The 12,206-nt window shown below is 72.1% G+C and carries 9 protein-coding genes; 4 read left to right on the forward strand and 5 right to left on the reverse strand.

Annotation, left to right across the window (positions count from 1 at the left end):
- Positions 1-97 precede the first annotated feature (97 nt).
- The 3 genes from ACZ6BB_RS18890 to ACZ6BB_RS18900 all read right to left on the reverse strand — a co-directional run bounded on the left by ACZ6BB_RS18890 (position 98) and on the right by ACZ6BB_RS18900 (position 3,248).
- Complete coding sequence (locus ACZ6BB_RS18890) at positions 98-1,783, reverse strand: DEAD/DEAH box helicase (RefSeq protein WP_471616302.1); 1,686 nt, start codon at positions 1,781-1,783, stop codon at positions 98-100.
- A 93-nt stretch (positions 1,784-1,876) separates the two neighbouring features.
- The gene (locus ACZ6BB_RS18895; protein ID WP_005483357.1) at positions 1,877-2,080 is read right to left on the reverse strand and encodes a cold-shock protein; all 204 of its coding nucleotides are present in this window, start codon (positions 2,078-2,080) and stop codon (positions 1,877-1,879) included.
- 265 nt (positions 2,081-2,345) lie between these two features.
- Positions 2,346-3,248 carry a hypothetical protein gene (locus tag ACZ6BB_RS18900; protein WP_471616303.1) on the reverse strand — a complete coding sequence of 301 codons (903 nt, stop codon included), beginning with the start codon at positions 3,246-3,248 and terminating at the stop codon, positions 2,346-2,348.
- A gap of 165 nt (positions 3,249-3,413) precedes the next feature.
- Between ACZ6BB_RS18900 and ACZ6BB_RS18905 the strand changes: the two genes are divergently transcribed.
- On the forward strand, positions 3,414-4,361 hold the full coding sequence (locus tag ACZ6BB_RS18905) for a hypothetical protein (RefSeq protein ID WP_471616304.1): 948 nt from the start codon (positions 3,414-3,416) through the stop codon (positions 4,359-4,361).
- 124 nt (positions 4,362-4,485) lie between these two features.
- Here ACZ6BB_RS18905 and ACZ6BB_RS18910 read toward each other — a convergent pair whose 3' ends face one another.
- Positions 4,486-5,922, reverse strand: coding sequence for an APC family permease (locus tag ACZ6BB_RS18910; protein WP_471616589.1), 1,437 nt, complete (start codon positions 5,920-5,922; stop codon positions 4,486-4,488).
- 306 nt (positions 5,923-6,228) lie between these two features.
- Between ACZ6BB_RS18910 and ACZ6BB_RS18915 the strand changes: the two genes are divergently transcribed.
- Complete coding sequence (locus ACZ6BB_RS18915) at positions 6,229-8,742, forward strand: SpoIIE family protein phosphatase (RefSeq protein ID WP_471616305.1); 2,514 nt, start codon at positions 6,229-6,231, stop codon at positions 8,740-8,742.
- Between the two features lie 39 nt (positions 8,743-8,781).
- On the opposite strand, the gene ACZ6BB_RS18920 is transcribed toward ACZ6BB_RS18915, so the two are convergent.
- A complete protein-coding gene (locus tag ACZ6BB_RS18920) occupies positions 8,782-9,177 on the reverse strand; it encodes a DUF2637 domain-containing protein (protein ID WP_471616306.1) in 396 nt (131 codons plus the stop codon).
- 555 nt (positions 9,178-9,732) lie between these two features.
- Between ACZ6BB_RS18920 and ACZ6BB_RS18925 the strand changes: the two genes are divergently transcribed.
- Together ACZ6BB_RS18925 and ACZ6BB_RS18930 are read left to right on the forward strand one after the other, a co-directional pair.
- On the forward strand, positions 9,733-10,986 hold the full coding sequence (locus ACZ6BB_RS18925) for a serine hydrolase domain-containing protein (protein WP_471616307.1): 1,254 nt from the start codon (positions 9,733-9,735) through the stop codon (positions 10,984-10,986).
- A 54-nt stretch (positions 10,987-11,040) separates the two neighbouring features.
- Positions 11,041-12,201 carry a YihY/virulence factor BrkB family protein gene (locus ACZ6BB_RS18930; protein WP_471616308.1) on the forward strand — a complete coding sequence of 387 codons (1,161 nt, stop codon included), beginning with the start codon at positions 11,041-11,043 and terminating at the stop codon, positions 12,199-12,201.
- The last annotated feature ends 5 nt before the right edge of the window (positions 12,202-12,206 follow it).

Consider the following 12,206-nt stretch of genomic DNA (forward strand, 5'->3'; position numbering starts at 1 on the left):
GTCGTGCCGGTCGTTCCGGTCGTCCGCGTGCGTTCCGCACGTCACCCGGTGAACGGCCGTCACCCCCTCCGGAGTTCCGGGGCCGGTGCCGCCGGCGTCAGCGCCCGTTGCCCTTCGCGGGGGCGCGGCGGCGGCCCTGGGACGGGCGGCTGCGGCGACCGCGTGACGCCGGACGGGCGGCCGGCTGCTCGGTGACCGGCGGGGCGAGGACCACCGGGACGCCCGAGGGGGCCTGGGCGCCGGTGATGCGGTTCAGGTCGGCGCCGCCGGAGCGGACCCGGGTGGTCGTCGGGGTGATGCCGGCGACGGCCATCAGCCGGGTGACGTCACGGCGCTGGTGCGGCAGGACGAGGGTGACGACCGTGCCGGACTCGCCGGCGCGCGCGGTACGGCCGCCCCGGTGCAGATAGTCCTTGTGGTCGCCCGGAGGGTCGACGTTGACGACGAGGTCGAGGTCGTCGACGTGGATGCCGCGCGCGGCGACGTTCGTGGCGACCAGCGCCGTCACGTCACCGTCCTTGAACTGGCTCAGGGCCCGGTTGCGCTGCGACTGCGACTTGCCGCCGTGCAGGGCGGCGGCGCGCACGCCGACCGCCAGCAGCTTCTTGACCAGCCGGTCCGTCGCGTGCTTGCTGTCCAGGAACATGATCACCCGGCCCTCACGGGCGGCGATCTCGGTCGTGGTGGCGTGCTTGTCGTCGTCCTCGATGTGCAGCACGTGGTGGTCCATCGTGGTGACGGCGCCCGCGGACGGGTCGACCGAGTGGACGACGGGGTCGTGCAGGTAGTCGCGGACCAGCCGGTCGACGTTGCGGTCGAGGGTGGCCGAGAACAGCAGCCGCTGGCCGCCCGGACGCACCTGGTCGAGCAGTGCGGTCACCTGCGGCATGAAGCCCATGTCGGCCATCTGGTCGGCCTCGTCCAGGACGGTGATCGCGACCTGGTCCAGCCGGCAGTCGGCGCGGTCTATGAGGTCCTTGAGCCGTCCGGGCGTCGCGACGACCACCTCGGCGCCGCCGCGCAGCGCGCTGGCCTGACGCCCGATGGACATGCCGCCGACCACCGTGGCGAGCCGCAGCCGCAGCGCGCGGGCGTACGGGGTGAGGGCGTCGGTGACCTGCTGCGCCAGTTCCCGGGTGGGTACGAGGACGAGGGCGAGCGGCTGACGGGGCTCGGCGCGCTGCCCGGCCGTGCGGGCCAGCAGCGCGAGACCGAAGGCGAGCGTCTTGCCCGACCCGGTGCGCCCGCGGCCCAGGACGTCCCGGCCGGCGAGCGAGTTCGGCAGCGTCGCGGCCTGGATGGGGAACGGGGTGGTCACCCCTTCGGCGCCGAGGGTCTCCAGCAGCCGATCGGGAAGTCCGAGTGCGTCGAAGGCGTCGACCGCGGGCAGTGCGGGCGTGACGGTCACCGGCAGCGCGAACTCCCCGCCGACGGGCACGGCGGCGGGCCGGCCGCCTCCACGACGGCTCCGGCCGCCCTTGGGCGAGCCGTTCCGGTCCGTGCCGGCCTGGGCCGCACTCTTCTTGGCCGCGCCGTTGCGGGTCGAACCGTTACGGGCCGAACCGTTCCTTGCCGCACGAGAGGGCGCGCCCGGGTTGCCGGACCCGGACCCGGACCCCGACCCCGATCCCGTTCCCGCCGCGGCTCCCGTTCCCTGTGCGCGGGTGCGGTTGCCCCGGGAGGAGCCCGCACCGGTGGAGCCCTTGTCCGAGCGGGTGGCAGAGCCCTGCTCCGTACGGGGGCGGGAGGAGCTGCTGCTGTTGGTACGAGCCGTGCGGTTCATGGGGACCTTCCTCGATACGGCGACGCCGGTCACACACGAGCCGGGGCCCGCACCTTTCGGGCGCGGGCCCCGGCTCATGCGTACGCGTCAGAGTCAGGCGGGAACGATGTTCTCGGCCTGGGGGCCCTTCTGGCCCTGCGTGACGTCGAACGTCACCTTCTGGCCTTCCTGAAGCTCACGGAAGCCGGACGTGGCGATGTTCGAGTAGTGGGCGAAGACGTCGGGGCCTCCACCCTCCTGCTCGATGAAGCCGAAGCCCTTTTCCGAGTTGAACCACTTCACGGTGCCGGATGCCATGCTGTAACTCCCTTGATGCAGTGCCCGGTGCCCACACTTTGCGGACCCGGTGTCGCAGCACGGTTCGACCCGACGGGAAGATTCAAAAGTCCCGGAAAGTCCCGGAAACAACAAAGAGTGCTCGTCGACGGAAGGTCGAAGAGCACTCAGAAGCCTCTGGTAACCAAAACTGCCACTTCATGGCAAGGTAGCACAGGCTGGGGGCGACCGCTGTGAGACACGCGACACGACACCCCCCAGCGAGATTTCCGAGGCCCGCCCGGCGTCAGTCGGTGGCGGTCGGCGGCGGCTGGTGCGACTGCGACTGCGACTGCGACTGCGGGTGCGCGTGCGACGGCGGAGCCGGCGGTGGTGCCGACGGGTACGGCTGGGCCGCGGGCGCGCCGGGGGCGGCGGGTGTGCCCGGCAGCCCAGGGAGGGCCTGCCAGTGCTGCGGGGCCTGCGGGGCCGGTGCGGCCTGCGGGGCCGCGAACGGGTGAGGGGCAGGGCGGCCGGGGAGGGCTCCGGCGGGGCCCCGCAGGGCGAGGACGCTGGTCACGGTCGCGCCGAGGGCGAGCAGCAGGGCGACGGTCAGCAGATAGAAGCCGGTGCCGAAGGTCGTGGTCCGGCCGTCCCCGTCCCACTGGCTGTCGTTGAAGGCGTCCGTCAGCACGGTGAGCGTCGTGCCGGACAGCAGCACGGCGCCGGCGATGCCGAGCGCGGGCCCCAGCGGGAACCGGCGGCCGCGGCCGGTCAGGAGGACCACGGCGGCGGCGACGGCCAGCAGGCCGCCGAGGAGCAGGGGGACGCCGGAGAACTGTGTGACCGAGGTCGACCCGTCCACTCCCGAGTTGGAATAGGACCAGGCCTTCGCGACGCTCTCGTAGACCGGTTCCCCCTTCTCCTCGTCGCCGAGGTACTGGACCGACTTGTCCAGCGTGGCGAACGAGCCGCCGATGGCGAGGAGGGCGCCGAGTATCAGCAGCGCGCCGGCCGCGCGATCGGTCGTCCCCGCCGGGCTTCCCGGCGACGCGGGTGGTCTGCCGGGACCGGCGGGCGGCGTGGCCGCGTGGGGATACGGGGCTCCTTGCTGCGGGGGCGGGGCCGGCCAACCGGGTGCGGGTGCCGTCGGTTGGTGCTGAGGGGCTGGCTGGCCCGCGTACGGGCCGGACTGGGTCGGTTCCGTCATCATCCGATGATAGGGAGCGGAGATCGTGTGCATAAGGTGAAGTGGCCGCGAAAGTAAGGGAGTTGGAGCTAGGGTCTCCTCCCTCGCTCTCCGGTCGTGATATCGGATTTGCATACCTGCATCTCAAAGCATCACTGTGCGACCAAAATTCGTTACTCTCCGGGCATGGCTCTCCTCGGTCGCCGGCGAAGCACGACCAGACTCGCACCCGAACTCGACGACTCCGACCTCGGGAAGGTACGCAAGCGCCTCGTGGAGAGGGGGAGTTCGGGCGGTCGCAGCCTCGCGGTGGCCATGATCGAGCAGTTGCTGCGCGACAGCGGGCGGGACTGGGACCGCCGGGCCCACCGGCTGAGCGTCCTCGCGGAGTCGGCGTCACCGCCCCTGCAGCGCTCCTGGGCCGAGGAACAGCCGCAGGACCCGGACGCGCAACTGCTGTTCGCCTGGGGCGTCCTGCTGCGCCTGCGGTACGAGGACCAGCCGGTGCCGGGGGAGACCCGGGAGGCGCTCGACGCCTGCGAACGCGCCGTCGCGCTGCGGCCCGAGGACCCCACCCCATGGGTGGTGCGGCTCGGACTGCTGCGGCTGTGGCGGCGACCGGCCGCGGAGGTCTTCCCGCTCTGGGACGAGATCGTCCGGCGCGATCCCTGGAACCGCGAGGCCCACTTCCAGATGCTGGGCTATCTGTCGCCGTGGGAGTGCGGTTCGCACGCGCAGACCGTCGACTTCCTGGACCGGGTGCGCGCGGGCGCGGCGCCCACGGCGCCGACGGCGGGCCTGGAGATAGCGGCCCTCATCGACCTCTACCAGGGCACCCTCGACCAGGGCGGCCTCGAAGCGCTCACCGCCGTGCATCTGTGGAGCCGGCCCAACGCGGTGGCGGCCCTGGGCCGGGCACTGGCCGACTGGCCCCGCCCCGGCTATCTGACCCACGCGGCGGCCGTCGCCGATCTCAACCTGCTGGCGTACGCGCTGGTGCAGGCGAAGCGGGCCGGGGAGGCGGGGGAGGTCTTCCGGGCGATCGGGGGGCTGGTGATGCCGTATCCGTGGGCCCTGGAGAGTGACGACCCCGTGGCGACGTTCGGTGCGTGGCAGCAGCGGGCGATGAGCTGACGTTCGTGCCGGGTGGGCGCGTTGCGTTGTCGGGTGCGGGGAACGGCGCGACCAGCCCCCACGCACCCGCACCCGACAAGGCCCCGAACCCGCCCCCACGCCCCCCCCGGCCGACCGCCGGAGGCTACCGCCTGCTCGGCGACCCCGCGAGCAACGGCATCGCCATGCCCGCCAGCAGCGCACCCGGCACGGCCAGGCCGAGCCAGACGGCCGTGGTGGTGTCGCCGCCGATGAGGGTGGGGAAGTTGGCGACGATCAGCCAGATGGCACCGGCGATGCCGCCGGCGCCCAGGGCCGGGGCGATCAGGGTGTTCCACAGCCGGGTGTCACCGGACTGCTCGTGGCGGAAGTACACGATGACCGACACGGAGGTCAGCAAGTACAGCAGCATGATCGCCAGCACGGCGAGACCGCTGAGCCAGGAGAAGAGGGTGAGCACGGGGTCCTTGCCCGCCAGGGCGAAGGGAAAGACCAGCAGCGCGGCGACCCCGGTCTGCGCGAGGCCCGCGCGCCACGGCGACTGGCGGCCGTTGAGCGTGCTCAGCGAGCGCGGCAGCAGGCCCTCCCGGCCCAGGGAGAACAGATAGCGGTTGGCGGAGTTGTGGAAGGCCAGGATGCTGGCGAAGAGCGAGGTGGCCAGCAGGAGCGGCAGTACGTCCCCCGCCCACGCGCCCAGCTCCAAGGCGACCGGAGCGGCGACGAAGGCCGCCCCGTCCCCGGCCTCCAGGGCCTGACCCGCGGCGGCCGTGCTGGCGGAGGGGCCCCACACCGAGATCAGCATCCAGGACGTGAAGGCGAAGAACGCGGTGACGAGGACGACCGCGAGATAGGTGGCGCGGGGGATCGTCTTGTGCGGCTCGCGCGCCTCCTCGCCGTAGATCGCGGTCGCCTCGAAGCCGAACATCGACGCCACCGCGAACATCAGCGCCACCCCGGGCGCGCCCTCCAGCGCCGCCGACAGGGAGAAGGAGGAGCCCGGGGCCAGTCCTTCGGGGCCGCCGCCCTTGAGGAGCACCACCACACCGAAGACCAGCAGCAGACTGACCTCGGCCAGCACGAACACCGCGAGGACCTTGGCGCCCACGTCGACGCCGGTCGCGCCGAGCCCCTGCACGATCGCCATCGTGCCGAGCGCGAACAGCCACCAGGGCACGTCCGTCTCCAGGTACTGCACGGCCAGCCCGTTCATCACCGCGCCGAACAGGCCGTACACCGCCGCCTGGATGGCGTGGTAGGCGAGCAGGGCCACACCCGCGCTGCCCGCGGCGGCCGTACCGCCGAGTCCTTTGCCGACGTACGAGTAGAAGGCGCCCGCGTCCACCACATGGCGGCCCATCGCGACGTACCCGACGGAGAAGAGCAGGACGACCACACCGGCCACGACGTACATCGCGGGGACGCCCGGGCCGTTGCCGATGGCTATCGCCACCGGTGCCGCTCCGGCCACGCCGGTGAGCGGCGCCTGCGCGGAGAGCACGAAGAAGAGGATGCCCAGGACGCCGAGCGCGTTCTGTTTGAGGGAGCCTGTGGACGCGTAACCGTCGCCGGCGGCGTGCCGCATTCTGGACGCACTTGTAGACATGTTTCACCTGTCGGGCGAAAGGGAGGGATGTGGTTTCGGCTCAAACGAGTTGCCCCATGTTTGCCCCAACAGGCCTGCCTGGCAAGGGAGTGACACGTGTAGGGCCACAGATTGTTCGGGTGCTTACGACGTTCCGTGTGCGCCCGCCCTCCGGGGCCGCCGCCGGTGCACCGGTGCCCGGTTGGTGGTCTCGAAATAGAGTGAAAAGGTTGCAATCGGACATATCAAAGGTAGTGGTGCGAGCCTCGGCGCGGGATGTCTCGGGCGAGAGTGAGATGAGCGGTCATGGAGCGGCATGTCGTCGGCGGAACGGGAGCGGACCCGGGCCCGGAGCCGGTCGGGGCGGCGCCCACCGCGCGGGCCACCGTCGACGAACACGGCACGGTGACCGGCTGGAGCGCCGGCGCCGAACGGCTGCTCGGCTACACGCCGACGCAGATCCTGAACCGGCCGGCGGCCGCCCTGCTCGCCGAGGAGCCCGCGCCGGGTGCCCTGCCCCCGTTCTCCGAGCTGTCGAGGTGGCACGGCGCGCTCGTCCTGCGGCACCGGGACGGGCGACGCGTGGAGGTCAGGGTCCTGGCGCACCACCGCACGTCGTACTGCGGGACCCGCGACTGGTCCCTCGTCTCCGCCCTCACGGGCACACGGCCCCGCCCCGGCGACGACGCGCTCGCGCTCCACGGCTTCCTCGACTCCCCGTGCTGCTCGACCTCGGTGCACGACACGGAACTGCGCTTCCGCCGGTCCAACCGGGCCTCGGTCGGCGCCCTGGGGCTGGACGACGACGACCTGCGCGGGCTGCGGATGACGGAGGCGGTGGACGACCCCGCCGTCGGCGAGGTCGAGCGGCTGATGCGGCGGGCCCTGGAGACCGGCGAGCCGCAGTACGTGGAGAACCACGCGCGCGCCCCCCACGAGAGTCGCGAACACGCCTGGTCGGTCCACTGCTACCGGCTGGAGGACGGCGACGGCCGGGTCCTCGGCGTGGCCACCACCGGGCACGACACGTCGGAGCAGCACTGGGCCCGCACCCGCCTCCAGCTGATCGCGGAGGCCGGTCGGCGCATCGGCAGCACCCTGGACGTGACGCGGACGGCACAGGAGCTGGCGGACGTCGCGGTCCCGGACCTCGCCGACTTCGTCAGCGTCGATCTGCTGGCGTCCCTCGACGACCAGCACGAACCGCCCGAGCGGGTGCCGGGGGCGGGCCGTGCCCTCGGGCTGCGGCGCATCGCCCACCAGTCCGTGCTGCCCGGGAGCCCGGAGGCGGTCGTCGCGCCGGGCGAGGTGGACGAGTATCCGGACGGCTCGCCGCCGGTGGAGAGTCTGCGTTCGGGGCAGGCCGTGCTGTACCAGGTGACCGAGCCCGCGATCGCCGACTGGGTGGCGCGGGACCCGGTGCGGACCGCCCGTATCCGTGACTTCGGGTTCCACTCGGCGATGACCGTGCCGCTGTCGGCCCGCGGGACCACCCTGGGCGTCGTCGTCTTCGCCCGCCACCGGCACCCCGACTCCTTCCAGGACGACGATCTCGTCCTGGCCGAGGAACTGGCGGCCCGCGCGGGGGTCAGCATCGACAACGCGCTGCGCTACACCCGCGAGCGCGGCACGGCCGTCACGCTGCAGCGCAGCCTGCTGCCGCAGAGCCTGCCCGAGCAGGACGCGATGGAGGTCGCCTCCCGCTACCTCCCGGCCGGCGCCCGCGCCGGGGTCGGCGGCGACTGGTTCGACGTCATCCCGCTCTCCGGGGCCAGGGTGGCGCTGGTCGTCGGCGACGTCGTGGGCCACGGCATCCACGCCTCAGCGACCATGGGCCGGCTGCGGACCGCCGTACGCACCCTCGCCGACATCGAACTGCCCCCCGACGAACTGCTCACCCACCTCGACGACCTCGTGGCCCGGCTGGCCACCGAGGCGGAGGCCGGCGCGGAGCGGGCGGCCGAGGGCGGGGCGGCGGCGGGCGACGCGGGCGTCGTCGGGGCGACCTGCCTGTACGCCGTGTACGACCCCGTCTCGCGCCGGTGCACGCTCGCCCGGGCGGGGCATCCGCTGCCGGTCGTGGTGAGCCCGGACGGGACCGCCGGACTGCTCGACCTGCCGGCGGGGCCCCCGCTGGGCCTGGGCGGACTGCCCTTCGAGTCACGGGAGACGGAACTGCCGCAGGGCGGTCTGCTCGCCCTCTACACCGACGGACTGATCGCATCCCGCGGCGGCACGAACAGCGGCGGGAACGGAGACGGCGCGAACGGCGGCGGGATCACCGGCACCGGCACCGACGTCGACGACGGCATCGCCCGGCTGTGGCAGGCGCTCGCCGCCCCCGACGCCTCGCTGGACGCGCTGTGCGACCGGGTCCTCGGCGCCGTGCTGCCGCGGCGGCCCACCGACGACGTGGCCCTGCTCCTCGCCCGGCCCCGCGCACTCGACCCCGCACGGGTCGCCACCTGGGAGGTGTCCCCGGACCCGTCCGCCGTCGCGGAGGCACGCAAGAACGCCCTGTGCCGACTGGAGAGCTGGGGACTGAACGACGCGGCCTTCGTCACCGAGCTGGTCGTCAGCGAACTAGTCACCAACGCCATCCGGCACGCCGAACCGCCCGTGCGGTTGCGCCTGATCCACGACCGGAGTCTGATCTGCGAGGTCTCGGACGCCAGCAGCACGGCACCCCACATGCGCCGCGCCCGCAGCTTCGACGAAGGGGGTCGGGGCCTGCTCCTGGTCGCCCAGCTGACCCGGCGCTGGGGCACCCGCCCCACCCCCACGGGCAAGACGATCTGGACGGAGCAGGCCCTCGACTGACCCTTGCGCACCCCGGGCGGTCCCGGGGCGGCCTGTGGCCTACGGCCTGCCCTGCTTGGGGCCGCCGTTCAGGGGGTCGGCGGCGTGCCGGGGGCCCTGCCCGGCGGAGAACTGGCCGACGAGTTCACGGAAGCAGACGAGGGCGGTGATCGGCGGGATCCCGACGATCACCATGGCCAGCACGGAACTCGTCGACTGGCCGATGCACAGGGCCACCGCCGTGCCGGAGCACAGCAGCATCACCGCCCAGGACTTCCGGGCCGTCCGCTGCTGGACGGACGCCCGCAGGATGGACAGGCCCGCCAGGAGCCACGGCCCGTACACGGTCAGGGGCCACCAGCGCGCCAGATGCTCCGCCACGACCAGCAGTGCGATGCCGCGAAGCTGACCGTACGAATAAGAGACGGACCAATAAAGCATCGTCAGTGCGCACACGGCGATTGTCGTAATTAAGAAAAAGACAGGGACGATCCTAGGGTTTTTCGAAAGGAAGTGGGAGCCCGGGCGTGGCCGCCGCCGGCTGACAGGACGGCGCGGGCGGTCGCGCAGGTCCGGCAGCGGAGGGGCGGGGACGTCCCTGGTGTGCGCCATGTACGGCATGTGGATCAGCTCGTCGTTCGGGTCCCACACGCCCGACGCGGCCCTCGGGCCGGGGAGCCAGATGGGCTGCGTCTCGAACGGCTGGGGCCCGTCGAAGTGATGATCCACCGCGTCGTAATCGGTTCTCATTTTGTATCCAGTCCATTCGGGATCCGCTTTTCCGACCGGTACGAGAGGAGTCGATACCTGATTTTGGGCATTCGGGAGAATAGCGAGCGCCGGGGGTTTTCGCGAGTTTCGAATCGTGATCGACGGTTGTTGAAATGGTGCCGGTGCGCGTGGCTCCGAACGAGTGGACTCGTCTCGACGCGTCCTGGGCGGGGCTCTCGGCCCGGAGGCCGGATGGTGACGTAGGCCCCTCTGTTCCCGCTCCGGAAGAGGCGCCCCTCCGTGCGACGTACCCCCTCCCGCCGTCTGCTGGCCGCCGCCGCGCTGGCGGTGTCCGTACTGACCCCGATGGCGGTGACACCCGCCGTGACCGTGCACGCGGCGGCCGTCGGCCGCCACGACACCGTCGACCGCCAGGGCAAGGCCAGCCGCCACGGCACCGTCGACCGTCACGAGAAGGACGGGTGCCGGCAGGGCGGTCTCGGTCGCACGCTGACCGCCCGGCTGGACAAGGCGGTCGCGAAGGTCCGCCGCGAGGCGAACATCCCCGGCGTCGCGGTCGGACTGTGGATGCCCGGCCGGGGGTGCTACGTCCGCGCGACCGGCGTCGCGGACACCGCCACCGGCAGGCCGATGACCACCGACCAGTACCTCCGGATCGGCAGCGAGACCAAGACCTTCACGGTCACCGCGCTGCTCGAACTCGTCGACGACCGCCGGATCCGGCTCGACACCCCCATCTCGCGCTATGTGCGCGGGGTGCCGAACGGTGACCGGATCACGCTGCGCCATCTCGCACAGATGCGCAGCGGCCTGTTCCCGTACAGCGCCGACTCGGACTTCGTGCGGGCCCTGTTGAGCGGCCCGACCCGTTACTTCACCCCGCGCGAGGTGCTCGCGTACGGCTTCCGCCACCGGAACACCTTTGATCCGGGTGCGCAGTTCCAGTACTCCAACACCAACCTCGTCCTGCTCGGTCTGGTGGTCGAGAAGGTCGGTGGGCGGCCCCTCGCCGAGTTCATCCGCGAGCGGGTGCTCGGCCCGGCCCGGCTGCGGCACACACTGTTCCCCGAGGGGCGCGAGTACCCCGAGCCGCACCCGCGCGGCTACACCGACCAGACGCTGAGCGGTGAGGTCGAGGACGCCACGGACTGGAACCCGAGCTGGGCCTGGGCGGCCGGGGCGATGATCTCGGACCTGCACGACCTGCGCCGCTGGGCCAGGATCGTCGCCACCGGGACCCTGCTCAGCCCGCAGACCCAGCGCGAGCGGCTGACGATGCTGCCGACCGGTTTCCCCGGCACGAGCTACGGCCTCGGCATCTTCGAGTCCGACGGCTGGATCGGGCACAACGGCTCCATCCCGGGCTACCAGACCGTCACCGTCTATCTGCCGTCGCGCAAGGCGACCCTGGTGCTGATGCTCAACACCGACATCACCCACGACGGCCAGGAGCCGTCCTCGCTCCTCGCCCGCGCGATCACCGAGATCGTGACCCCGGACAACGTCTACGACCGTCCCGCGCCTCCGCGCTGACCGATTTGCGGCATATGTGCGCATAGGCCGGAGCGGGTCGGATACCCGGCCGCCATGATGCGGACTCTGAAACGACATGACAAGCGGCCCGACGTCGAACGGGGCGCCGACCAGGGCGCCGAACGGGACGTCGAGCGGGGCGCCGACCAGGGCGCCGAACGGGACGTCGAGCGGGGCGCCGACCAGGGCGCCGAGCGGGACGTCGAACGGGACGTCGGGCCTGACGAGCGGGTGGAACAGCGGGCGCCGGACAGCCCCACGCAGTTGTCCGGGCGCTCCTGGCGGTCGGTGCTGAAAGGCACCCTGAAGGAGTTCAAGAGGGACGAGCTGACCGACCGGGCGGCGGCTCTCACCTACTACGGCATCCTGGCCCTGTTCCCGGCGCTGCTGGCCCTCGTGTCCCTGCTGGGGATCGTCGGGGAGTCGGCGACGCGGCAGGTGCTGGACAACATCCAGAAGCTGGCGCCCGGCGCGGCCCGGGACGTCCTGACCAACGCCGTCCAGCAGATGCAGAACAACGCCGGGCTCGGCTCGGTCATGGCGATCGTGGGCCTGGTGCTCGCGGTGTGGTCGGCCTCCGGCTACGTCGCGGCGTTCATCAGGAGCGCGAACGCGGTGTACGACGTCCCCGAGGGGCGTCCGGTGTGGAAGGTGCTGCCGGTCCGGGTCGGCGTCACGGTGGTGCTGATGGTCATGGCCGTGATCAGCGCGCTGATCGTGGTGTTCACGGGCGGCCTCGCGCGCGAGGTGGGCACGGCGCTCGGGGTCGGCGACACGGCGCTCACCGTGTGGTCGATCGCGAAGTGGCCGGTGCTGATCCTGCTGGTCACCATCATGATCGCGGTCCTCTACTGGGCCACCCCCAACGCGAAGGTCCGCGGCTTCCGCTGGATCACCCCGGGCAGTCTGCTCGCCCTGCTGATCTGGATAGCCGCGTCGGCCGGGTTCGCGGTCTACGTGGCGAACTTCGGCTCGTACAACAAGACGTACGGCGCCCTCGCGGGTGTGATCATCTTCCTGGTCTGGCTGTGGATCACGAACCTGGCGATCCTGCTGGGCCTGGAGTTCGACGCGGAGCTGGCCCGTCGGCGTGCCGTCGAGGGCGGCCATCCCCCGCACGAGGAGCCGTACGTCCAGCCGCGTGACACCCGCGCGTGGGACGAGGAGGACCGGCGCCGCCTCGGCTCCGGCTCCGGCTCCGGGACCGGGTCCTGAGGAGC

Source organism: Streptomyces sp. NPDC041108 (assembly GCF_055592645.1).

Excerpts from the sequence above, each read along its gene's own strand:
- ACZ6BB_RS18895 (WP_005483357.1), bottom strand. The coding sequence starts at position 2,080 with ATGGCATCCGGCACCGTGAAGTGGTTCAACTCGGAAAAGGGCTTCGGC.
- ACZ6BB_RS18890 (WP_471616302.1), bottom strand. The coding sequence starts at position 1,783 with ATGAACCGCACGGCTCGTACCAACAGCAGCAGCTCCTCCCGCCCCCGT.
- ACZ6BB_RS18905 (WP_471616304.1), top strand. The coding sequence starts at position 3,414 with ATGGCTCTCCTCGGTCGCCGGCGAAGCACGACCAGACTCGCACCCGAA.
- ACZ6BB_RS18930 (WP_471616308.1), top strand. The coding sequence starts at position 11,041 with ATGATGCGGACTCTGAAACGACATGACAAGCGGCCCGACGTCGAACGG.
- ACZ6BB_RS18900 (WP_471616303.1), bottom strand. The coding sequence starts at position 3,248 with ATGACGGAACCGACCCAGTCCGGCCCGTACGCGGGCCAGCCAGCCCCT.
- ACZ6BB_RS18915 (WP_471616305.1), top strand. The coding sequence starts at position 6,229 with ATGGAGCGGCATGTCGTCGGCGGAACGGGAGCGGACCCGGGCCCGGAG.
- ACZ6BB_RS18910 (WP_471616589.1), bottom strand. The coding sequence starts at position 5,922 with ATGCGGCACGCCGCCGGCGACGGTTACGCGTCCACAGGCTCCCTCAAA.